Genomic DNA, 20,851 nt, shown 5'->3' on the forward strand with positions numbered 1-20,851 from the left:
GCTACATTACGCAGGAGGGCCATTCCATGGCAACCACCGCCGATACCGTTGTCCGTGCGCGGATCGATACCGCCACCAAAGAAGCCGCAGCCCGGCGCTTGTCAGAATCCGGCCTGAGCATTTCCGAAGCCATCCGGTTGATGATGACGCAGATCGCGGCTGGCCAGGATCTGCCCTACGACCGCACCCCGAACAAAGCCACCGCCAACGCCATGGCCGAGTTGATCGCGGGCAAGGGCAAGAAGAAGGTCAGATCGGTGGGTGCGCTATTCGATGAGCTGAGCGACTGATGCTGACGCTTGTACCGTCCAGCGCCTTCAGGAAAGATTTCAAACTGGCGCAGAAACGCGGCAAGGACATGGACAAGCTAAAAACGCTACTGAACCTGCTGGTGAACCAGCAGCCCGTTGCCAAGCAGCTACCTTGACCACCCGCTGAAGAGCAACTGGAAGGGGTTTCGCGATGCCCACATCGAGCCGGACTGGTTACTGATTTACCGAGTGGAAGGCGACGAACTGCAGCTGGCCAGGACAGGGACGCACGCCGACATTTTCAACAAGTAGTGTCGAAAACACTGTGCCGCATAGCCATGAACCAACACGCTGAGGCCCAGTAAATCACACACATTGGCACGCACTGTGACGCATCGAAACCGACTAAAAACGGGCATCAAACCCTATGCTTCCCGCCATATGAAAAACACGAAGCCCCGATTTCAGCTAGAAATCGGGGCTTCGTGTTTGTGGGGTCAGCGTTTACAGCGTGACAAACACAGCGGATGTCCACACCCGGGACTGATCGCGCTGTCGAGCGCAGATGAACAGGGGGTGTTCACGGCCCTGTTCCAGTGCCAGGTCGGCCAGTTCGATACGGCCTTGCACGTCACGGGGCAGCGGCTGGTCGGTTACTTGTTCCAGGGAGACTTGCAGCTCTGCGCCGGCCAATTGCTCCACTGCCTCGCTGCGTTCCAGCAACTGGGCGCCGGTGACTTCCAGGTTGACGGTCGGGGCGTGCACGTGGGGCTGTGGCGTCAGCGGGTCGCCGACCTTGATGTAGCTGTCGACGCGGCTGGTCAGGCTGATACGGGCACTGGCCAGTTCCGACAGTTCGATTTCCAGGCTGTCGATATCGCCGTTGGTGTCGGTGCGGAAGGTCAGGGTGGTGGCGTTCTTGCGCCACACGGTCTGCTCCGGGTGGTCGGCACCGAGGAAGTGGAAGCCGTTGATCACCGCGCCGGTGATGCTGATCTCGCCGCTCCAGTAGGCGCCGCGATAACGATCCTTGATGCGCGCGCCGCCCAGGCGCAAGCGGATATGCCGCGAAGACAGCCCTGCTTCCCGATGCAGGTTGCGCGACCAGATGCGTTGTTCGCCCCTGAACAGGTCGATCTGCTCCCAGCCGCTGTCGCCCAGCAGGCGGTAGTCGAGCGAGTCGCTGGGCTGGGCCGTGAGCACATCCCCCATCAGGTGCTCGCCAAGGCGGAGCAGGGCGTAGCTGCGTTCGCCGGTGGTGGCGAAGGTGTGCCGGGCGCGTAGAGCCTTGCCGACGCCGGCACGGTCGAAGGACTCGGCGATCACCCCGGTCAGGCCGCCGCGCGAACCGAATACGGCGGTCGCCGGTACGCCGCCGCCGCAACGGCCCTGGTGTTCGTCGCTGTTGGCGGCGGCGCCGACCCGGTAGCCGCGTTGCAGGGCTTCGGCGTAGACCCAGTGGAACTGGCCCCAGGCCGAGCCGACTTCAACTAATCGTTCCAGCTCCGGGTGGTGCCAGTCGAGGTTGCAGCGCCGGCCGCCGACATGGGGCATCATCAGGTGGCCTTCGGGGTTGTTGGCGTAGGCGGCGTAGAGTTCGTCGACGGGCCAGGCGCCGGGCCTAATGGTGCCGGCGGTGAATTCGTTCCATTCGAAGGAGCGCACCAGGCGGCCCTGGTTGTCGAAGGGGAATTCCGGTTTGCCGTCGTGCAGGAACACCACGTTGCGATCGCCGCCGGCGCAGGAGTTGCCGCACCATTCGGTGCCGGGGTAGCAGACGAAGCGCCCCGGCTCGTTGAGTTCGTGGATCAGCGCCACGGCGGCGTCCCAGCGTTGTTCGGTGATGTTGAAATCGTTGGCGGTATAGCCCAGCACGTCGAGGCCGGCGACGTCGCGGCCATAGCTGAGGTTGTAGAGGGTGTCGTTGGTGCCGACGGTGTCATCCGAATGCACGTGCAGGTCGGCATACAGCGGGCGCAGGCCGGTCAGTGCGGCATCGACGTTGACGTAGGCTTGTGCCGGCTGGATGCCGGCGTCGTTCGCCAAGGCGCGGATCGACCATTCGCCACGCTCGGCCAGGGCGATGGCCGGCAGGCGCACCACTGCCCAGCCCTCGTTGGCCAGCTCGAAGGGCAGTCGCAGGCTGTTGCCATCGGGGCCGTCGAGCAGCAGCTCGCCTTGCAGGGCGAGGCCACGGCAGGTATTGCCCCAGGCGTCGTCGGCACGCACCAGCATATCGAACGGCTGATCCTGGCCGACCAAGCGCGGGGCGATCACCTGCAGGCGCTCGGGTGTTCCGGGCACGATATCGAGCAGCAGGTCGCCCGGCACCTCGGCGAATTTCGAACTGCCCAGCGGGTCGACGAACAGGCGCAGGCGGAAGTCCTTCTCGACGAAGCTTTGTACCCGGGTGCCCGGGCCGCCCTGGCGGCGATCGCCGAGGCGGATGATGATGCGGTCGCCGGGGTTGATGTAGCCGTCGACGATGTCGATCAGGATGGCTTTCTGGAACGGGCGCTCGTGTCCTTTCTGGTCGAAGCGCGCCTTGAGGTGCTGGACGGTGGCCGGGCTCTGGCCGGGCACCAGCTCGCCCGCCTGGTACTCGACGCTGACATAGTTGGCGGCGCTCGGGTCGCTGGTCTGGAACAGCGCCCAGTCCGAGTAGAACTTGAACGCCAGCTTGAGCCAGGCGCCGTCGGCCAGGCCGCTGGCGCCCACCTCGTAGACGAAGGTGATCTCGTCCCACTGTCCGGCGGTCAGGGTCTGCCGGTCGCAGCGGATGCTGCCCAGGAACGGGCGCGCCTTGTTGCGTTGGTACAGACCGGTGGGGGCGATGTAGTGGCCGGCATCCTTGGGATCGAAGGTCTGGGTCACGGTGCTACCTCATGCGTGGCAATGTGAAAACGTTAGGGGCGCGCGCCGCTCAGGCCGCGCGCCAGGATTGGTAGTGACGCTCGATGCGGCGGAACACCAGGCTCTCCATCAGCCAGGCGAGCAGGCCGATGATGGCGATGCCGAGCAGCACCTGGCTGGCGTTGCCGATCTGCCCGCCCATGGACACCATCCAGCCGATGCCCTGGGACGCGCCGATCATTTCCGCGGCGACCAGGGCCCGCCAGCCTTGGCTGAAGCCGATGCGCAGGGCGGCGGTGAGAAACGGCAGCGACGCCGGCAGGTAGACGTAGCAGAGCAGTTGCCGGCGGTTGGCGCCCAGGGTGCGGGCGGCGCGCACTTCGCCGTCACGAATGCCCAGCACGCCCTCCTGGATGGTCACCGCCATGGGGAACACCGCGGCGATGAAGATCACCAGCACGATCGAGAAGAAGCCGAAGCCGAACACGATCAGGATCAACGGCGCCCAGGCGATCGGCGGGATGGCCATGAACAGGCTGTTGAGCGGCGCGATGAAGTCGCGAAAGTGCCGCGACATCCCCGCCGCGGTGCCGAGCAGCACGGCCACCAGCACGGCGCAGGTGAAACCGGCCAGCTCTTCCAGGGCGCTGGCCTTGAACTGCTGCCACAGCGAGCCGTCTTCGATCCAGCGCAGGGCTTCGGCCGCGACCAGCCACGGCTGCGGCAGCACATAGCTGGGGAAGCGGCTGGCCAGGGCGATCCAGACCAGCAGCAGGAAGGGCAGCGAGGCCCAGCCCCAGTGGGGTGTCGGCAACTTCATATCAGGCTCAGTGCGCGGCTTTCTGCAGGTAGGAGGTGTCCACCAGGTCGTCGAGGGCGACCTGGGCGTCGAGGAATTTCAATGCGCTGGAGTAATCCATCAGGCGCTGGATGAACTGCAGATCCTGCTCCTTGAGTTCGGCCGACCAGCCCAGGCGCTGGCGCGCTTCGGCGACGATCTGTTCACCGCTGGCCTGGCTGCCGTCGGGGCGCTGGATGGTTTCCAGCTTGAAGGCCTCGGCGATGATCCTGTTGGCCTGCTCCGGCTGCTGGTTGAGGAAGTCGATGGCGCGGCGGTGGGCACGCAGCAGCTTGACCACGTCGTCGGGACGCTCGTGCAGGGTTCGCGGCAGGCCGATCACCACGTACCAGGGGTATTCGGGCAGCGCCTGGTTGACATCCAGCAGCAGCCGGGCCGAGCCGCGCAGCAGCGCCTGGCTGACGAAGGGTTCCCAGGAGAAGGCGGCGTCGACGATGCCCCGCTCCAGCGCCGCGTTCATGTTGCCGGGCGGCAGGTCGATGATGTCCAGGTCCTTGTCCGGGTCGAGGCCGGCGTGCTCCTTGAGCACGTAGCCGCGCAGCAGCACGTCCATGCCGCTGCCTTTCTTCACCCCGGCGAGCTTGCGGCCCTTGAGCTCATCCAGTGTGTGGATGTCGCTCTGGCTGCCGGCCAGTACCGCGGCCTGGCCGTAGTTGACCTTGGCCAGGATCACGCTCTTCAGGCCGCGTGCGTACCACTGGTACACCGGCGGGGTGCCGACATAGGCCACGTCCAGCTCGCCAGCCGCCAGGGCCTGCTGGATCACCGGGCCATCGCCGAGGGCCTTGACGTCCACCTCCAGGCCTTCGTCCCGGTAGTAGCCCTGTTTCTCGGCGATCAGCACGGGCGCGTTGGCCATGGCGAACACGTAACCGATGCGCAGCGGTTCCGCCGCGTTGGCTGCAGCCAGCCAGGAGGTTGCCGCCAGGGCGACAGGCACAAGCAGTTTCTTGATCATGTCAGGCTCGTTGTCAGGTGGAGGGGTCAAGCAGGAAGGGCGACTGCGCCATGACCTCGGCGATGCGGCCCATCAGTTCGTTGCGGTAATCGAGGAAGGCCGGCAGGCGGCGGGTCTGCAGGTTGTTGCGCGGGCGCGGCAGGTCGATGGCCAGCTCGCTGTGGATGCCGCCAGGGGCGATGTTCAGCAGCACCACGCGGTCGGCGAGGAACACCGCTTCGTCGATGTCGTGGGTGATGAACAGCACGCTCTGGCCCAGTTCGGCCCACAGCCGCAGGGTTTCTTCATTCATGCTGGCGCGGCTGATCGCATCGAGGGCGGCGAAGGGCTCGTCCATCAGCAGCACGTTGGGCTCCAGGGCCAGCGCGCGGGCCAGGGACACCCGCTGCTGCATGCCACCGGAAAGCTGGCGCGGCAGGTGGTTGGCGGCATTCTCCAGGCCGACCAGGCGCAGGTAGCGCAGGGCCTGTTCACGCTGCTGGCGTTCGTCGTGCTGGCCGGCGATGCGCAGGCCGAAGCGGACGTTTTCCAGGGCGCTCAACCAGGGGAACAGCTGCGGGCTCTGGAACACGTAGCCCAGCTCCGGCAACTCGGGCCGGGTGGGTGCACCGTTGACCAGCACCTGCCCGGCCTGGGGCTGCTGGAAGCCCGAGAGCAGGTTGAGCAGGGTGGTCTTGCCGCACCCGGATGGCCCGAGAATGGCCACGAACTCGCCCTGGCGCGCACTCAGGCTGAAGTTGCGGAACACGCTGTGGCCGTTGGCGTAGGCGAAGTCCACGGCCTGTACGCTGAGGGCATCGCTGGCAGAGGCGGTTGTGGCGGCGGTAGAGGACATGGCAAGTCACGTCAGGTCATTTACAATAGGTGTGGTTGGCATAATACGTATTAATACAAGTTGTCCCAAGATTGAATATTCATAACCTTAGAAGCAAAGGGCCATCTCCCATGCTTCGCTCACAGGGATGCGCGATTCGTGACTCTTCAGCGTGAAAGCTCCACCTCCCTCTACGAACAGATCGCCCAGCAGTTGCTGCAGGAGATCCGGCAGGGCGCCTTCGGCCCCACGGGCAAGCTGCCCTCGGAGGCGGAGCTGGTGGCGCGCTTCGCGGTCAGCCGGGTGACCATCCGCCTGGCGCTGGGCAAGCTCGGCGAGGATGGCGTGGTCGAGCGCAAGCAGGGCAAGGGCACCTACGTGGCGGCCCAGCAGGTGCGCCATGACCTGGATGCGCTGCGCAGTTTCCACGAGTCGTTGCTGCTGCAGGGCCTCAAGCCGGGCATGCGCCTGCTCGGCCACCGCCTGCAGGCCGTGCCGGCGGAGCTGGAAGGGTTGTTCGACGGGCAGTGCGTCAGGGTGGAACGGCTGCACTGGGTCGACGACGAGCCCATCGCCTTCGCGGTCAGCCATCTGATCGGCGACCTGGCCGAGGTGGACTGGCAGGTGATGGAGTCGGTACCGCTCTACTCGGTACTCGAGCGCGTGACCGGGCGCCCGGTGGCGCGGGCGGACATGGCCATTCGCGCGCGCGAGGCCGATGCCTCGCTGGCCGGCCATCTGGGCGTCAAGCGCGGTGCGGCGCTGCTGGTCATGGAGCGCACGTCGTGGTTCGAGGACGGCACCTGCTGCGATCGAAGCACTTTCTTCATCCGCCCCGAGCGTTACGCGTTCGTGCTCAGCGGCGTGTTCAAGAGCAGGTGAGAGGTGCGTGTTCCCCGGTCTTGCAGGGCGCGGCACGATCGATTTCAGCGGGCCGGTGCAGCGATGGCCAGGGCATCGAGCGCCCGGTCATGGTGGAAAACAGCGATACCGTGACATCGGCTGTTTTTCGTAAGCCGCCATTCGGCTGTTCAAACCGGTTGCGGATCAAAGGTGCCGGGCTTGCGTAGCGAATAGAGCACCACCGGAAAGAGGGCCAGCACCGCCGTGATGGCGACGATCGCTGTCGCGGTGGTCACGCCCAGGTGATCGCCGGCATACCCATAGAGGATGGGCGCCAACGCACCGGAGCCGATCGTGCCCGTGTAGAAGATCGAAAAAGCCTTCTCCAGTTTTCTCGAGTCGACAACGTCGGTCACGGAGCCATACAACACGGACGAAGTGCCGTTGAGCACCGCGCCGAGCAGGGGCAGCGCCAGCAGGCCGATGCCGAGCGACGCCGACAGCACGACCCCTATCAGCAGCGCCGTCGCCAGCTCGGTGACGATGATGGTCCTGATGGCGCCGAACGAGTCCGCCATCCAGCCACAGAAGAATTTACCCAGGGCTCCACCGATGAACACCAGGGTCAGGCCCATGCCTATCTGGACCAGCGACCCGCCGTTTTCCTTGATGATGAACGGCAGGAAGATCAGCAGGCCCATGCGCACGGCGCTGTCCAAAATCGCCGTGCACAACAGGGCATGGAAGGCCCCCGGGTTGTCCTCGACCCGCAACTCGCCGGGCGCGAGGCCGGCGCTGTCCTGGCGCGCAGGGGCCTTGGCCGAGGCCTGCCTGAGCAGTGCGCCGATGCACAGCGCGGCGAGTACCGCGATACCGGCATACAGCGTGACCGTGTTGCCATAGGAGGTCCAGGTCAATAGCAGCGCGGCGGAGGCCGGTAACAGCGATTTCCCGAGATCGCCGGAAAAGTTGTAGAGGCTCAGTGGCCTTTTCGCACTGCGCCCGTAGGCCCTGGATACCAGTGCCGAGGCGACGGGGTGTTGGGCGCTGGCCCCGATACCGGCCAGCACCAGGGCCAGGCCGAGCGCCGTGGCGCTGCCTGCCCAGCCCGCCGTCAGCCAGCCGAGACCCGTCACCAGGGTGGTGATCACCAGCAGGTACTCCGGCCTGATCCGCGTCGCCAGTGTCGAGGCGGGAATCTGCAAGGACGCCAGGGTAAGGGCGTAGGCGCTCCTGAGGATGCTCAGCCAGACGTAGCTGAGCATGAACATGTCCTGCCAGATGGGGAGGAAGACATACACGAGGTCGCTCAGGCCGTCATGGGTGGCATGGGCCACGCAGGCCGCGACAAGCGTTTTCTTCTTCGCCGCTTTATCGTCACCTGGGGCATCGTCGGGAGTCGGGGTGGGGGTCATGTGGTTTGCCGGTAGTTGCGTCGATCGGTGTTTCGAAAAAGCCGCTGGCGCATGAAGGCGAGGCGCCGGTGTTCGCCATGGCTGGCGGCGGGTTCGTTCCCTGTCGGCTCGGGGCCTGGGCGATGCCGCGCCGATGGACGATTGCCCATGCGCCGACCATGACGTACAAGGGGCAAATGATGGACACGGCCATTCTGTCGTGGCGTTCGGCTGGGGTGGTAATGAAAGGAATTTATGCCCCATGAGGTTATTGCGGAGACCAGCACATGCCGTTGAGACGATTTCCTTCGATGGCCTCGCTGAGAGGATTCGAAGCCTGCGCGAGGCATTTGAACTTCTCGCAGGCGGCTGCCGAGCTGCACATCACCCAAAGCGCAATCAGTCACCAGATAAAACAACTGGAAGACCTGTTGGGCGTCGAGCTGTTCGAAAGGCATGCGGGGGCCATGAAGCTCAGCCGCAACGGCGCCGAACTGCTGCCCGTTGTGCGAGGGTTCTTCAAGGAGATGAGCCGCGTTGTCGATGGCTTTGAAAGAGGCCGGCGAAGAGCCCCTGTGCTGGAAGTCTTCGTGCATGACTCGTTCGCCACTACCTGGCTGATCCCCCGACTGCCGAGGTTTCAGGCGTTATGGCCCGGTATCGGTATCAGGCTCAACACCGAGGAATTCGCCCGGTTCGACAATGCCAGCGCGCAGGTCGCCATAAGGCTCGAGACCCGTGCTGCTCGCTGGCCGGGCCTGTACTCGGACTTCATCTTCGCCGAGCGCATCTTTCCGGTTTGCAGCGCCGCGCTGATCGAGGCGCTGGGCCTTCCCGCCGCAGCGGACGATATCCTCAGGTACCCGCTCATCCTGCGCTCGCGCAGCAAATTGAACGGGCAACGGGTGTCCTCACCGTCCTGGGAATTCTGGCTCGATCACCACGGCGTTGCGTGCGAGTCGCTGAATTGTGCGTTGAGCGTGCCACACACCAGCATGGCGGTACTGGCGGCGCTCCGAGGTCTGGGCGTGGCGATGGCGCGCACCTCCCATATCAGCGATGAGCTGAAGACCGGCGAATTGCAGAAGCTGTTCCCCGATGAGCTGGACACCGACAGCGGCTACTACTTCTTGTGCGCGCAGGGGAAGGAGAAGACCCCTGAAATCCGGGCCTTCATGCGCTGGCTGAAAGCGGAGGCGACGGGCTCGGGTAGCACCCCGATCGAGTAGTCGCCATGCGTTGCTGGTGTGCCGCAACCAGCCGGTGCAACCCGGCGACCTGCGCCAGGCATGGCCATTCGCAGCGAACCTCTTGAGATCCGGATGGCCGTTACCGTCGAGCGATTGACAGTCTCCAGGGGGAGCACTCGACGGGCCGCCTCTCGGCCTGCGCCTGCCGCCCGCAATATTGCTGTAACAAAGAATTCATAAAATCGTAGCTCCTTCGTTCTTTCCGAGTTCCGCCATGAGCCTCCATCGTTCCTTGCGTGCCCAATTGCTGGTGCTTATCGGTGCTGGCCTTGGGCTGATGTTGTTGATCGCGCTGGCCGGTTTCACCTTGTTGTCGCGCCAACTGGATGGCTATCAGGGCCTGCTGGACGGGCCGCTGGAGGAGGCGCGGCAGGTGGACGCCACCAACCTGGCCTTCAAGATCCAGGTGCAGGAATGGAAGAACGTGCTGTTGCGCGGCCAGGATGCCGATCAGCGCGAGCGTTACTGGCAGCAGTTCCAGAAGGAGGAGGCGCTGGTGCAGACGCTGATCGGCCAGTTGACGGAGACGACGGGCAACGCCGAACTGCGTCAGCGCCTCGGCCAGTTGCGCCAGGCGCATCTGGACATGGGCCAGGCCTATCGCCGCGGTTATGCGGCATTCGAGGCCGCCGGCTTTTCGGCGCAGAGCGGCGATGCCGCGGTGAAGGGCATCGACCGTGCCACCAGCGATCAACTGTCGGATCTGGTCGGCTCGCTGCATGAGCGTAGCCGGGCCAGCGCCGCGCACTTGAAGGACACGGCACGCCGCAGCGTGCTGTTCGGCAGCCTGGCGATGCTGGCCCTCGGCATGCTGCTGGCGTTGTTGAGTGCCTGGCTGGTCAACCGACGCATCAGCACGCCGTTGCTGCAGGTTACCGCGCAACTCGACCTGCTGAGCCGGGGCCAGTTCGGCGAGCGGCTGACCGAGGGCCGTGAGGACGAAGTCGGCCGTCTGGCCCTGGCCGCCAATCGGCTGCGCGATTTCCTGCAGGCCCTGTCGCAGCAGCTGCGCCGCGGTACCGGCGAGCTGGACGCCGCGACCACCGGCCTGAGCGGCGTGGCCGAGCATATCGGCCACGGTATTCGCGAACAGTTTTCCCGTACCGATCAGGTGGCCACGGCCATGCATGAGATGAGCGCCACGGCGGAGGAGGTGGCGCGCCACTCGGCCACGGCGGCGCGGGCGGCCGACGACGCCGATCATGCGGCCCAGGAGGGCGAGGCGACCATGGCGCAGACCATCGCCATCATCGAGCGCATGCATGCCGAGATCAACCGCACCTCGGCGGTCATCGACCGCCTGGAAAGCGACAGCGAGCGCATCGGCAGCGTGCTGGAGGTCATCCGCGGCATCGCCGACCAGACCAACCTGCTGGCCCTCAACGCCGCCATCGAAGCGGCGCGAGCGGGTGAGGCCGGGCGCGGTTTCGCGGTGGTCGCCGATGAGGTGCGCAACCTCTCGTCCCGTACCGCCAGTTCGATCAGTGAAATCCACCAGTTGATCGCCGCGGTGCAGAGTGCCTCGCGGGAGGCCGCGCAAGCCATCGCCGCCGGCACCCAGCAAAGCGCTGCGGGTCTGGCACAGGTCGGCGTGGCCGGCGAACGGCTGCACCTGATCACCACCGCAGTGGAAGCCATCCGCGACATGAACCGGCAGATCGCCACTGCGGCCGAGGAGCAGACGTCCGTGGCCGAAGACATTGCGCGCAACCTCTCCGAGCTCGTCGCCATCGCCCAGAGCAACGAAACGGATCTGCAGCGAATCCAGGCGGCAAGCCAGGCCATGCAGGGGCTGTCCGGCGACCTGTCGGGCCTGGCGGCACGCCTGCGCGATTGAGCCGAAAGAGCCCTCAGCCAGGCAGCAGGGCCGCGATCACGGCCAGGGCCAGGAGGATCAGCATGGCGCCAGAGACGCGCTCCAGCCATGGCAGGGCTCGGGAGAAGCGTTGCCGCACGCTCTGGTTGCCGATTGCCAGGGCGACCAGCAGATCCCACAGCAGCACCACGGCGAACATCCAGGCGCCGTAGACGAGCTTCCAGCCGGCACTGGCCTGGGGACCGCTGAGCATGGCCGCCAGGCTGGCATAGAACAGGGCGTTCTTCGGGTTGAGCAGGCCAGAGGCAAAGCCCATGGCGCCGGCGCGCAGCCAGGACGCGGCCTGGGGCTGGCGCTGGGCGGACGGGGTTTGCAGGGCGCTGCCGCCGGCATGGCGGATGAACAGCCAGCCCAGGTACAGCAGGTACAGGCAGCCGGCGAGCTGCAGGCCGATGAACAGCGGGCTGTCCGGGCGCAATGCCGAGAAACCGGCGAAGGCCGTGACGATGAACACGCCATTGGCCAGGGCGATGCCCAGGCAGGCGCCGCTGGCGACTGTCCAGCCGGCGGCCAGGGAGGTGCGGGCAACCAGAAAGAAATCGGGGCCGGGGGACAGCAACGCCAGGAAATGGGCGGCGGCGATGAGCAGAAACTGTTGCATGGACGAAGCGCTTCTCGGGGAGGGAGGCGCGCAGTCTGTCGATCCGCCATGGGCCTGTATTGAAGGAAATTGCCAGTGCCATCGCGGGGACGATGATCGGCAGTGGCGTTCCCGGCGCGCGAAAGGCTGTACGGCACGGGTCGGTGATGAGGCTGCTGTCCGTCAGCGCCTGGGACGGCCAGGGAGCGAGGTCATGCCGTTGCGCAAGATCTGCGGCAGATCCGGCGCGCCGGTTTCAGCGGACGATCAGAGGGCAGGGAGCCGCTGTCGGCCGGGCGTCGGGTCGTTGCATGCGCGGCCTTGCAATGTTCCCGCTGCCCTGGGGCAGCGGGAACGTCAGCGTCACTTGCGCCGCCACTGGCCCTGTTGCTGGATGTACTGGCCGGCGGGGGTCTTGTCGATGGCCTTCTGGCCGGCGATGGCCTCCACGTCGCTGAGCTGGATGCCGTTCTGCTGGGCCAGCTTCTGGTACTCGGCACGGCGCGCCTGGTTGATCAGGCGGGCGATCTCGTCGGCCTGGCCGCCGGCCTTGACCACGCCGAGGTAGCCGCTGGGCATTTCGCCGAGCTGGCCGCTGGCCTTGGCGTCGCCCAGGGCGGACATCGCCTCGTTGAGGGTGAGGGCGTAGGCCGGCAGGCTCAGGCTGAGCAGCAGCAACAGGCCGGCGAAGGGTTTGGTCAGGCTCATGATCGGTTTCCTCAGAACAGTCCGCTGGATTCACTGAACATGTTGTCCAGCGCCTTATCCACCTTGATATAGATTTCGTGCTCGATCTTCACATTCAGGTTGATGTTGATCGGCTCGTTGGGCATCGCCAGTTGTACCGTGGGGGTACAGGCTACGCTCAGTAGCCCCAGCAGCAGGGCGGTGATGCAACTACGCAAGCGCATGGCGCTTCTCCTCGTCAAGGCTCCTTGGGTGCGGTGTTGCGTTGCAACATTCGCTGTTGCACGCGCCGCGTGATGATCTCGTTGACCCGGTCGGTCAACTGCAGACTGGCCAGCAGGTTGGGGATGTCCTCCTCCAGGTTGATGTTGAAGTGGATCGGCCGGCCATTCTCGATCGCCGGATTCTGGCCCTCGAGGCGCATGCCCAAGCGTAATTTACCGTGCTCATCATAGTCGACCGAGCTGTTCAGGGTGGTGAAGTTGAAATCTTCCAGGGACTGGGTCACCAACTGCATGGCCGGATTGCTGCGGCCCAGCGCCTTGATCTTCTCCGAGCTGAACTGCAGCCGTCCACCGGGTTCGCGCGCGGCGATATGACCCTGCTCGACCTCGATACCGGCCTTGCCCAGGCGCAACGGCAACTGGCCGTCCAGGGTGCCGCTGCCGGCCAGTCCCTCTGCCGGATAGAGGGTGAAAAGCTGCTGCAGTTCCAGGCCCTGCAACTGCACCGCGAAGCGCAGGTCGTCGCCGCCCAGTTGCCATTGCCCGGGCGTCAGGGTGACCCGGCCGCCCATCAGCGCCGCCTGCGCCTGGCCGAGCTGCACCTGGCCCTGGTCCGGCGCGGCCAGCGTGGCGCTGTAGCTGCCATGTGCCTGGATCGGGCCGATCGGCAGGCCTGGGTTGGCCTGTTCCAGGCGCAGTTCGGCGATATTCAGGGCGAAGCGCTGGCCGGCCAGCTTGACGTGCAGGCGGGTATCCAGGCCGGACAGCTCCGAGCGGTCGTAGATACCGCCCAGGCCCTTGCCGGTGACGTTCAGCTCCAGGTCTGGGGTCGCGCTCCCGGGCGCCAGGCCGAGCTGAGCCGTGGCGTTCAGGCGGCCATTGTTCAGCTCCAGCAACTCGGGCCATTGCGCCAGGGTGTTCGCCAGCGGGTTGCCGGAACGCAGGAACAGTTCGGCCAGGGTCGCCTTGAGCCGTACCCTCTGTTGCGCATCGAGACTGGCGTCGAGGTCGAGTTGCAGGGCGCTGTCGTTGGACAGCTTGCCGCGCAGCATACTGCTTTGCGACGAGGCCTCGACCTGGCCTTGCCAGCGCCAGCCCTGGGGCTTCAGGTTGGCCTGTTCCAGGCGCTTGCTGGTCAGGTTCAGCGGGCCCTTGAATTGCCAGTCTTGCAGGCCGCCATCCTGCAGCCGGGCGCGCAGGATGCCGCCGCCGATGCTGGCCTGCAGCTGTTGCAGGCGCAGCGCGTCGCCGCTCAGGGCGGCGGCGCTGATCTGCGCGCCTTGGGCGAGGTCGAGCTCCAGGCGCTGGGCATCGAGGTAGCCGCCGAGCCTGAGCGTGGTTTTCAGGCCGCTGGCCTGCCAGCCGCCTTGCGTCAGGTGCTTGCTGGTGCCGGTCAGGCGGGTATCGGCGAATTGCAAGGCCCAGGGCGCCGCATTGGCCACGGCCAGGGTGCCTTGCAGGTCCAGGGCGGTGGCGCCCTGGACCTCGAGGGCGATATCCAGCGGCAGGGCGCGCCCGGCCAACTCGCTGCGCAGTTGGGGCAGGGCGTTGCCGGGACGCACCCGCAGGTGCAGCGCTTCGCTGCGCAGGGCCGGCGGCAGCTGCGCCTGCCAGTCGGCGCCCAGTGGCCGCAGCTGCAGGTCCGCCTCGAGTCGCTGGGCGATCCACTGCGCGTCTTCGCTGTGGGCGGCCAGGGCCAGTTGCCCCTGTACCTGGCCAATGCCGGGAACCGGCCAGGGTTGCGGCAGGTTGGCCTCGGCGGCGAATGCCCCGCTGCCGGCCAGCAGACCGGCGAGGGAAAGATCGTCGCGGGGCAACTGCAATTGCCAGCTGGCGGTGAGGCTGGCCGCGCCCGGTGCGGCCGGCCACTGCGTGCCGGGGGGCAGGAGCCAGGCCGCCAGCCATTGCTGCAGGGCGCCGGCCTGGCTCAGTTGCGGCGCATTCAGCTCGCCGCTCCAGGCCAGGGTCTCGGGGCGTTGGCTCAGCTGGCTGTGCAGTTCGATCTGCGCTTGGCCATCGACGCCCAGGCCCAGTTGCAGGTTCAGCGCGTCGTCCTGCTGGTGCAGGCTGGCCGTCCAGTTCAGGCGCTGCTCGCCCTGCAGCAGATCGAGTTGCAGGGCGAGCCTGTCGTCTTCGCTGCGTTGCAGGCGCAGATCGCCACGGGCCGTGCAGCGACCGGCGGCGCAAGGCAGCTCGACGCTCAGCTCGGTGATGTGCAACTGGCGGGGGACGATGGCCAGCGGGGCGGCTAACCGTTGCAGGTCGAGCGGGGCGCTTTGCGCTTGTTCGGCGTTATCGCTCGGGGCCTGCGCGTGCCAGTCGAGAGCCAGGCGCCGCACCTCGATCTGCTGCCAGAAGGGCAGGCTCAGGCCGAACTGGCGCCAGCCCAGGAGCAGGCCTTCGGCCCGCACGTCGAGGCTGCCGGCGCTGCTGTGCTGGCGCAGGGCGAGGCGCTCGAGGTGCAACCCCGCTGTCGACAGACCGAGGCCGCTCCAGTCGAGTTGCTGGATGCCATTGCGTTGCAGCAGATAGCGCCCACCCGTGTACAGGGCGCCGATCAGCAGCAACGACAGGAGCAGTGGAACGAGCAGTCGCAGCCAGGTGCGCCGGCTGAGCATAGGCATCCATCCCTAGGAGGCAATCGAGGTGACGTTAACCGATGCGCCCGATACTGCCAATCGATTGTCTGTATCGATTGTTCATATGCGGCTTTTTGCATTAGTATTGATGCAAATACACGGGAGAAAGCCATGCGTGCGCTCGTCGAGACCACCGCCAGTCCCGAAGATGTCCTGGCCAAAGCCCTGCTCAATACCCGCGAGCAACTGGCGCTGACCCAGCAGGAGCTGGCCGATATCGTCGGCGTGCACCGCACCGCCATCGCCCGCTGGGCGGAGGGAGGCCTGCGCCCGCAGAGCAAGACGGGGGAACTGGCGTTGCTGCTGATCCGTGCCTACCGTGCCCTGTACGCGCTGTTCGGTGGCGATCTCGAGGACATGCGCCATTTCCTGCGTACCGACAACCACCACCTGGGCGGCGTGCCACTGACCCTGATGCGTCAGGTGCAGGGGCTGGTGCATGTGGTGGAGTACCTGGACGCGATCCGCGGCAAGGTTTAACGATCTCAGCGCTACTGGCCACCATCGCATCGGCGGCGGCCAGGCCGTACCAGGCGAACACAAGGGGGAGTCGTCCGATGACGATCTGGCAGCAGTGTGACGGTGAACAGCACGTCCAGCCCTTGCGTGGGCGTCTGCTGCGTATGGTGGAGAGCCAGCAGCAGGTGGCGACCCTGCAACTGGTGGACAACCTTGGCGAGCAGGCCGTGCTCGAAGAGTTGCTGGAAACCAGCAAGCCGCCGTTGCCGCGCGGTACCGATGGTCTGCATTACCTGCTCAAGACGCCTTTCCGCTATCCGCCTTTGCGCTGGGGCTCGCGCTTCGGCACGGTGCATGAGCCCAGCCTGTTCTATGCCGCCCAGCGTCTGGACACCGCGATGGCCGAGTCGGCCTACTACCGCTTCGTGTTATGGAGTGGCATGGCAACGGCGCCGCCCAGCGGCCGCATCCTGTCCGAGCATTGTTCCTTCGAAGCGCGTTACCAGGTGGAGCGGGGCGTGCGCCTGCAGCGTCCCCCCTTCGATACGTATCGCGATCGGCTCGCCGATCCCCGGCATTACGCCGCCACCCAGGCCCTCGGCGCAGCCATGCGGGCGGCCGGCGTGCAGGCTTTCGAGTACCGTTCCGCGCGCTGCCCCAGGGGCGGCGTCAACGTGGCGCTGTTGTACCCGACGGCGCTGGCGGAAAAGCGCCCGCGCAACCTGCTCGCCTGGTTGTGCGAAACCACCGCCGACTATGTCGCCTTCAAGAATGCCCAGACTGCGGATGCGCCCAGTCTGTTTCCCCGCGAGCGCTTTTTGCTGGATGGTCAGTTGCCGATGCCAGCCTGACGGTCGCATTGATGACCCAGGCTTGCAGAGCACCCGGATTGGCAAGCCATTCGTCGGACAGTTGGCAGAAAAATGCGCAAGGCGGTGGGTTTATCGATGCACCTGAGGTGTGCATCGGCACCGGGATTTCTCGCCGTCAGGCTCCAGGGCGCATGGTTGCGAGGCCCGCGCCCTGCGCCCCGAAAAAGGGCGTTCGCGCGGCCCTGCGGAAAAACTTGTGCACAATCACGAAGCGCCTTGTCAAGGCGCATATTGTGGCTTGCATAAATCCATGATTTCTCGTAGGAGTTTTTTAACTCACTGAAAAATATGGATTTTTTAAACTGGTGAAAAAATCGTCAGTTTGACTTCAGGCCCCGTTCCATAGGCGCTCGGGGCGCTTGCTCCCATGTTGCGCACAGAGTTATCCACAGCTTCTGTGGATTGTCTGAGCAGGCCTTTCTGCAACGCGGCCTTGGCCGATTCGCAGGGCTTTACCTTGAATGAAAAAAGAGTAGAGTGGCGCGCCTGTCCCGTTACCCCGCTGTTTCCTATGCCCCGCGCACTGCATCGTTCCGCCAGCGAATCGTCCTCTGCCCGTAGCCGATTACCCGTCCGTGTTGCCTCCTGGCTGCTGGACAGGCCACGTCTGGGGCGTGCCCCCAGCATCAAGCGCTTTGCCGGGCGCCTGCTCAAGCAGCCGGCCCGTGAGGGCGTGGTCCAGGCGCAGAGCCGCCTGGGGCAGATGCTCTGCCGCGACTGCGGCAATACCCGTGATCGACGTATCGGTGTGGAACTGCTGCGCCAGGCCGCCCGTGCCGGCGACTGCGTCGCCCAGCTGGAGCTGGGCCGCCTGTACTGCCAGCCGCGCACGCACGAGCCGCAGCAGGCCCGGCACTGGTTGGAGCTCGCGGCCCTGCACGGTTCCGAGGAAGCCAGAAGGCTGCTGGACGAGCTCTGATCCGCGCCCGTGCCTGGGTATACTCTTAAGGTCATGCCTTTCAACATGTTGTCGGCTCGAGAAGAGCGCTGGAGGCTTGAGGCTGGACGAAATGCGGCGTTGCTCTTCTCGTCCAGCCTTCAGCGCTGTTTGCGGCTTTATAGCTGTTGTTACCCGATAGCCGTCTTTCGAAGACGTTGAAAGGCATGACTCTTAAGGCCCTTCTTGCGCGGATCTCTGTATGCCCTCCGATTTTGCTTCCCTGTTGCCGGCCTTGCTGCTTGGCGTGCTGCTCACGGCCATGCCCCTGCTGGCCTGGGTCTGGACGTTGCTGCGGCGGAGCGAGCGTGCGCGGCTGGAATGCGGCGTGCTGCAGGAGCGTCTGAGTGCGGCGCAGTTGGCCCAGGCGGGCCTCGGCGCGCAGCTCGATGGCTGTCGCGAGGAACTGGCCGAGATCGCTGAAATCAAGGCCGACCAGCAGGCCGAACTGGCCGCCCTGCGGCGTGAGGCCGATCTGCTGCAGCACGAGCGCCAGCTCGCTCGCGAGCAGGCCCAATCCGCTCAGGTCCTGCGTGAGCGACAGGAGGCCGAATTGCGCCGCCTGGGGGCCGAGCGCGCGGCACTGGCGGCCGAATTGCACGAGCAGCAGGAGCACCAGCAGCAGCGTCTGGACGACCTGCAGGGCTCGCGCGATGCCCTGCGGGCGCAGTTCGCCGAGCTGGCGAGCAAGATCTTCGACGAGCGCGAGCAGCGCTTCGCCGAAACCAGCCAGCAGCGTCTCGGCCAGTTGCTCGATCCGCTCAAGGAGCGCATCCAGTCGTTCGAGAAACGGGTCGAGGAGAGCTACCAGCAGGAAGCCCGCGAGCGCTTTTCCCTGGGCAAGGAGCTGGAGCGCCTGCAGGGGCTCAATCAGCGCCTGAGCGAGGAGGCCACCCATCTGACCCAGGCGCTCAAGGGGCAGAAAACCCAAGGCAACTGGGGCGAGCTGGTGCTCGAGCGTGTGCTCGAGCATGCCGGCTTGCAGAAAGGGCGCGAGTACCATACCCAGGTCAGCCTGAAGAGCGTCGAGGGCGAACGCTTCCAGCCGGACGTGCTGATCCAGCTGCCTGGCGACAAGCAGGTGGTGGTCGATGCCAAGGTCAGCCTCACGGCCTATCAGCAGTACGTGGCCGCCGATGACGAGGCCACGCGGCAACTGGCCCTGAAGCAGCACGTGCTGTCGCTGCGCGGTCACCTCAAGGGGCTGTCGCGCAAGGATTACCAGCACCTCGACGGTTTGCACAGTCTGGATTTCGTGCTGCTCTTCGTGCCCATCGAGGCGGCGTTCGCCGCGGCCTTGCAGGCTGACCCGGGGTTGTTCCAGGAGGCCTTCGACCAGCACATCGTGGTCGTCAGCCCGACCACCCTGCTGGCCACCTTGCGCGTGATCGACAGCCTGTGGCGCCAGGAGCGGCAGAGCCAGAACGCCCGCGAGATCGCCGAGCGGGCCGGGGCGCTGTACGACAAGTTCGTCGCCTTTATCCAGGACCTGGACGAAGTCGGCATGCGCCTGCAACAACTGGACAAGGCGTATGCCGGGGCGCGCAACAAGCTGTGCGACGGGCGCGGCAATATCGTCGGCCGGGTGGAAAACCTCAAACTGCTTGGCGCCAGGGCCAGCAAGAGCCTGCCGGTCGACCTGCTGGAACAGGCCGCCGCGACCTCCCTGCCGGATGAGCGTGACGAATAGGCCGAGGAAAGCGTATCCGTGTGGGGCGGCCGCAATAAGGCGCAAGCGGCCTTCGGCCTTCGATTAAAAGCGCTTGAGGCTGGAAAGCTGGACGAAAGAGCCCATGGGGTTTGCTTGTCGTTCAGCCTCCAGCCGTAGGGTGGATGACGCTCTTTTCATCCACCATTGCGATTGCCGAGCGGTGGACGGATCGGGCCGCAATAAGGCGCAAGCGGCCTTCGGCCTTCGATTAAAAGCGCTTGAGGCTGGAAAGCTGGACGAAAGAGCTCATGCGGTCTGCTTCTCGTCCAGCCTCCAGCCTCCAGCCTCCAGCGCTCCTGTCGGCCTGGCTAGAGCAACAACGCCGCTCCCGCCAGCAAGCCGGCGGCCATCACCGGCAGCGTCAGCAGCGCCAGTTGGCGGCCGCCGATCAGGGCGATCAGCAGGGCCTTCACCAGGCTGTTGCTCAGGGCTGCGATGAAAATGCCGCGTACGGCCACCTGGGTGTCCAGTTCGCTGCGCGCGCTGCGTGCCAGCGACAGGGTGATGGCGTCGACATCGGCCAGCCCCGAGAGCGCGGCGATCAGGTAGACGCCGACATCGCCCAGCCATTGGCGCGCGCCTTCGACGAGCAACAGGATCAGCGCCAGCAACGCGGCGAAGCGCAGCGCCGCGCCCAGCTCGAAGGGGTTCTTCAGGGGAGGCTCGGTACTCTCTCCGGCCTCGTCGCTCGCCCGCAGCAGGTAGAACAGCGCGCCGCCCGCGTAGACCAGCGTGGCCATGCCCAATGGCCAGAGCAGGGGCGGTAGCAGTTCGGGATTGACCAGGCCGACCTCCAGCAGCACGCGCGGGAACATCAGCGCCGAGGTGGCCAGCAGGCCGCAGGCCAGCACGGCGCGCAGACCGGTGCTGCGCCCGAGACGGGAGAGCGACGCGGTCATCGCCGTGGACGAGACGATGCTGCCCAGCAGCGCGGTGATCAGCAGGCCATGGCGGGTGCCGACCAGGCGTACCGCGACATAGGCGACGAAACCTATGCCGGCGATCAGCACCACCATCCACCAGACGGCATAAGGGTTGAAGGCCTGCCAGGGACCGTATCCCTGGTTGGGCAGGGCCGGCAACAGCACCAGGGAGATGAACAGCAGCTTCAGCGCCCCGGACAGTTCCGCCTCGCCGAGCCGGCGCAGGGCCGCGTGCAGGACGCGTTTGAGGCTCAGCAACAGGGCCACCGCCACGGCCCCGGCGGCGGCGAGCAGGGAATGCCCGGCCAGCGCCAGGCTGCCGAGCAGGAAGGTGATCAGCAGAGCCACCTCGCTGGTCATGCCCATGTCGCCGAAATGCTGCAGTTCGGCAAAATAGGAGGCGATCACCAGGGCGGCGAAACCGGCGAACACCACCGCCCAGGCGGCCACGCCGAAATGCTCGCCGAGCAGCATGGCAAAGCCGCCGAGCAGGCCGGTCAGGCCAAAGGTGCGGATACCGGCGACCAGGTGTTCGTCTTCGCTGTCGCGCTCCTGCCAGCCGCGTTCGGCGCCGATCAGCAGGCCGGCGGCCAGGGCGCTGGCGAAGTTGAGCAGGGTGAGCAGGGCGTCGGACATGGCGTTGGGCTTTGGCGTGGGCGGATTCGCGTAGTCTAGGCCGCTACAAGCTACAAGCTACAAGCTACAAGCTACAAGCTACAAG

Annotated in this window: 20 protein-coding genes; 10 read left to right on the top strand and 10 right to left on the bottom strand. The window is 65.8% G+C overall.

Going from position 1 to position 20,851, the window contains the following annotated elements; all coding sequences use genetic code 11:
- Positions 1-26 precede the first annotated feature (26 nt).
- From DNK34_RS06595 to DNK34_RS25975, 3 genes are read left to right on the top strand one after another with little or no spacing between them, the layout of a single operon-like run.
- On the top strand, positions 27-290 hold the full coding sequence (locus DNK34_RS06595; RefSeq protein ID WP_131173920.1) for a type II toxin-antitoxin system RelB/DinJ family antitoxin: 264 nt from the start codon (positions 27-29) through the stop codon (positions 288-290).
- Positions 290-427 (top strand): type II toxin-antitoxin system YafQ family toxin, encoded by a 138-nt coding sequence (locus DNK34_RS25970; protein ID WP_411269291.1) that lies wholly within the window; start codon positions 290-292, stop codon positions 425-427. The genes DNK34_RS06595 and DNK34_RS25970 overlap by 1 nt, the downstream gene beginning before the upstream one ends.
- Positions 408-563, top strand: a complete 156-nt coding sequence (locus DNK34_RS25975) for a type II toxin-antitoxin system YafQ family toxin (protein ID WP_411269292.1) — start codon at positions 408-410, stop codon at positions 561-563. The genes DNK34_RS25970 and DNK34_RS25975 overlap by 20 nt, the downstream gene beginning before the upstream one ends.
- A gap of 192 nt (positions 564-755) precedes the next feature.
- Here the strand turns inward: DNK34_RS25975 and DNK34_RS06605 are convergent, their stop codons facing one another.
- From DNK34_RS06605 to DNK34_RS06620, 4 genes are read right to left on the bottom strand one after another with little or no spacing between them, the layout of a single operon-like run.
- Positions 756-3,125: a PHP domain-containing protein gene (locus DNK34_RS06605; RefSeq protein WP_131173921.1), complete on the bottom strand. Its 2,370-nt coding sequence runs from the start codon at positions 3,123-3,125 to the stop codon at positions 756-758.
- Positions 3,126-3,174: 49 nt separating this feature from the next.
- Positions 3,175-3,924: an ABC transporter permease gene (locus tag DNK34_RS06610; RefSeq protein ID WP_131173922.1), complete on the bottom strand. Its 750-nt coding sequence runs from the start codon at positions 3,922-3,924 to the stop codon at positions 3,175-3,177.
- Positions 3,925-3,931: 7 nt separating this feature from the next.
- Positions 3,932-4,921, bottom strand: a complete 990-nt coding sequence (locus DNK34_RS06615; protein ID WP_131173923.1) for an ABC transporter substrate-binding protein — start codon at positions 4,919-4,921, stop codon at positions 3,932-3,934.
- A 13-nt stretch (positions 4,922-4,934) separates the two neighbouring features.
- On the bottom strand, positions 4,935-5,756 hold the full coding sequence (locus DNK34_RS06620) for an ABC transporter ATP-binding protein (protein ID WP_131173924.1): 822 nt from the start codon (positions 5,754-5,756) through the stop codon (positions 4,935-4,937).
- Between the two features lie 138 nt (positions 5,757-5,894).
- Between DNK34_RS06620 and DNK34_RS06625 the strand changes: the two genes are divergently transcribed.
- Positions 5,895-6,617, top strand: a complete 723-nt coding sequence (locus tag DNK34_RS06625) for a GntR family transcriptional regulator (RefSeq protein WP_131173925.1) — start codon at positions 5,895-5,897, stop codon at positions 6,615-6,617.
- Between the two features lie 149 nt (positions 6,618-6,766).
- Here the strand turns inward: DNK34_RS06625 and DNK34_RS06630 are convergent, their stop codons facing one another.
- Entirely contained in the window at positions 6,767-7,993 is a 1,227-nt protein-coding gene (locus DNK34_RS06630) for an MFS transporter (RefSeq protein ID WP_131173926.1), read from the bottom strand.
- Between the two features lie 266 nt (positions 7,994-8,259).
- On the opposite strand from DNK34_RS06630, the gene DNK34_RS06635 reads away from it, so the two are divergent.
- Together DNK34_RS06635 and DNK34_RS06640 are read left to right on the top strand one after the other, a co-directional pair.
- The gene (locus DNK34_RS06635; protein WP_131173927.1) at positions 8,260-9,201 is read left to right on the top strand and encodes a LysR substrate-binding domain-containing protein; all 942 of its coding nucleotides are present in this window, start codon (positions 8,260-8,262) and stop codon (positions 9,199-9,201) included.
- Positions 9,202-9,436: 235 nt separating this feature from the next.
- Positions 9,437-11,059: a methyl-accepting chemotaxis protein gene (locus DNK34_RS06640; RefSeq protein ID WP_131173928.1), complete on the top strand. Its 1,623-nt coding sequence runs from the start codon at positions 9,437-9,439 to the stop codon at positions 11,057-11,059.
- Positions 11,060-11,072: 13 nt separating this feature from the next.
- Here the strand turns inward: DNK34_RS06640 and DNK34_RS06645 are convergent, their stop codons facing one another.
- The 4 genes from DNK34_RS06645 to DNK34_RS06660 form a co-directional block, all read right to left on the bottom strand.
- Positions 11,073-11,699 (bottom strand): LysE family translocator, encoded by a 627-nt coding sequence (locus DNK34_RS06645; RefSeq protein WP_131173929.1) that lies wholly within the window; start codon positions 11,697-11,699, stop codon positions 11,073-11,075.
- A 342-nt stretch (positions 11,700-12,041) separates the two neighbouring features.
- Complete coding sequence (locus tag DNK34_RS06650) at positions 12,042-12,386, bottom strand: YdbL family probable chaperone protein (RefSeq protein ID WP_131173930.1); 345 nt, start codon at positions 12,384-12,386, stop codon at positions 12,042-12,044.
- Between the two features lie 11 nt (positions 12,387-12,397).
- Positions 12,398-12,589 carry a YnbE family lipoprotein gene (locus DNK34_RS06655; protein WP_084305844.1) on the bottom strand — a complete coding sequence of 64 codons (192 nt, stop codon included), beginning with the start codon at positions 12,587-12,589 and terminating at the stop codon, positions 12,398-12,400.
- Between the two features lie 14 nt (positions 12,590-12,603).
- Positions 12,604-15,207, bottom strand: coding sequence for an intermembrane phospholipid transport YdbH family protein (locus tag DNK34_RS06660; protein ID WP_165497288.1), 2,604 nt, complete (start codon positions 15,205-15,207; stop codon positions 12,604-12,606).
- 132 nt (positions 15,208-15,339) lie between these two features.
- Between DNK34_RS06660 and DNK34_RS06665 the strand changes: the two genes are divergently transcribed.
- From DNK34_RS06665 to DNK34_RS06680, 4 genes are all read left to right on the top strand, one after another.
- Complete coding sequence (locus tag DNK34_RS06665) at positions 15,340-15,708, top strand: antitoxin Xre/MbcA/ParS toxin-binding domain-containing protein (RefSeq protein ID WP_131173932.1); 369 nt, start codon at positions 15,340-15,342, stop codon at positions 15,706-15,708.
- Between the two features lie 77 nt (positions 15,709-15,785).
- Positions 15,786-16,538 (top strand): RES family NAD+ phosphorylase, encoded by a 753-nt coding sequence (locus tag DNK34_RS06670; protein WP_131173933.1) that lies wholly within the window; start codon positions 15,786-15,788, stop codon positions 16,536-16,538.
- A gap of 532 nt (positions 16,539-17,070) precedes the next feature.
- A complete protein-coding gene (locus DNK34_RS06675) occupies positions 17,071-17,478 on the top strand; it encodes a tetratricopeptide repeat protein (protein ID WP_131173934.1) in 408 nt (135 codons plus the stop codon).
- A gap of 220 nt (positions 17,479-17,698) precedes the next feature.
- Positions 17,699-19,186 (top strand): DNA recombination protein RmuC, encoded by a 1,488-nt coding sequence (locus tag DNK34_RS06680; protein WP_131173935.1) that lies wholly within the window; start codon positions 17,699-17,701, stop codon positions 19,184-19,186.
- A gap of 329 nt (positions 19,187-19,515) precedes the next feature.
- On the opposite strand, the gene DNK34_RS06685 is transcribed toward DNK34_RS06680, so the two are convergent.
- A complete protein-coding gene (locus DNK34_RS06685; RefSeq protein WP_131173936.1) occupies positions 19,516-20,766 on the bottom strand; it encodes an MgtC/SapB family protein in 1,251 nt (416 codons plus the stop codon).
- Between the last annotated feature and the right edge of the window lie 85 nt (positions 20,767-20,851).

Source organism: Phytopseudomonas dryadis, assembly GCF_004327355.1.
In the GTDB taxonomy this organism is placed as follows: domain Bacteria; phylum Pseudomonadota; class Gammaproteobacteria; order Pseudomonadales; family Pseudomonadaceae; genus Aquipseudomonas; species Aquipseudomonas dryadis.

Bases quoted from the DNA above. Each gene is read 5' to 3' on its own strand.
- DNK34_RS06595 (WP_131173920.1), top strand. From the start codon at position 27: ATGGCAACCACCGCCGATACCGTTGTCCGTGCGCGGATCGATACCGCC.
- DNK34_RS25970 (WP_411269291.1), top strand. From the start codon at position 290: ATGCTGACGCTTGTACCGTCCAGCGCCTTCAGGAAAGATTTCAAACTG.
- DNK34_RS06610 (WP_131173922.1), bottom strand. From the start codon at position 3,924: ATGAAGTTGCCGACACCCCACTGGGGCTGGGCCTCGCTGCCCTTCCTG.
- DNK34_RS06615 (WP_131173923.1), bottom strand. From the start codon at position 4,921: ATGATCAAGAAACTGCTTGTGCCTGTCGCCCTGGCGGCAACCTCCTGG.
- DNK34_RS06620 (WP_131173924.1), bottom strand. From the start codon at position 5,756: ATGTCCTCTACCGCCGCCACAACCGCCTCTGCCAGCGATGCCCTCAGC.
- DNK34_RS06630 (WP_131173926.1), bottom strand. From the start codon at position 7,993: ATGACCCCCACCCCGACTCCCGACGATGCCCCAGGTGACGATAAAGCG.
- DNK34_RS06635 (WP_131173927.1), top strand. From the start codon at position 8,260: ATGCCGTTGAGACGATTTCCTTCGATGGCCTCGCTGAGAGGATTCGAA.
- DNK34_RS06640 (WP_131173928.1), top strand. From the start codon at position 9,437: ATGAGCCTCCATCGTTCCTTGCGTGCCCAATTGCTGGTGCTTATCGGT.
- DNK34_RS06645 (WP_131173929.1), bottom strand. From the start codon at position 11,699: ATGCAACAGTTTCTGCTCATCGCCGCCGCCCATTTCCTGGCGTTGCTG.
- DNK34_RS06650 (WP_131173930.1), bottom strand. From the start codon at position 12,386: ATGAGCCTGACCAAACCCTTCGCCGGCCTGTTGCTGCTGCTCAGCCTG.
- DNK34_RS06655 (WP_084305844.1), bottom strand. From the start codon at position 12,589: ATGCGCTTGCGTAGTTGCATCACCGCCCTGCTGCTGGGGCTACTGAGC.
- DNK34_RS06660 (WP_165497288.1), bottom strand. From the start codon at position 15,207: ATGCTCAGCCGGCGCACCTGGCTGCGACTGCTCGTTCCACTGCTCCTG.
- DNK34_RS06665 (WP_131173932.1), top strand. From the start codon at position 15,340: ATGCGTGCGCTCGTCGAGACCACCGCCAGTCCCGAAGATGTCCTGGCC.
- DNK34_RS06670 (WP_131173933.1), top strand. From the start codon at position 15,786: ATGACGATCTGGCAGCAGTGTGACGGTGAACAGCACGTCCAGCCCTTG.
- DNK34_RS06675 (WP_131173934.1), top strand. From the start codon at position 17,071: ATGCCCCGCGCACTGCATCGTTCCGCCAGCGAATCGTCCTCTGCCCGT.
- DNK34_RS06680 (WP_131173935.1), top strand. From the start codon at position 17,699: ATGCCCTCCGATTTTGCTTCCCTGTTGCCGGCCTTGCTGCTTGGCGTG.
- DNK34_RS06685 (WP_131173936.1), bottom strand. From the start codon at position 20,766: ATGTCCGACGCCCTGCTCACCCTGCTCAACTTCGCCAGCGCCCTGGCC.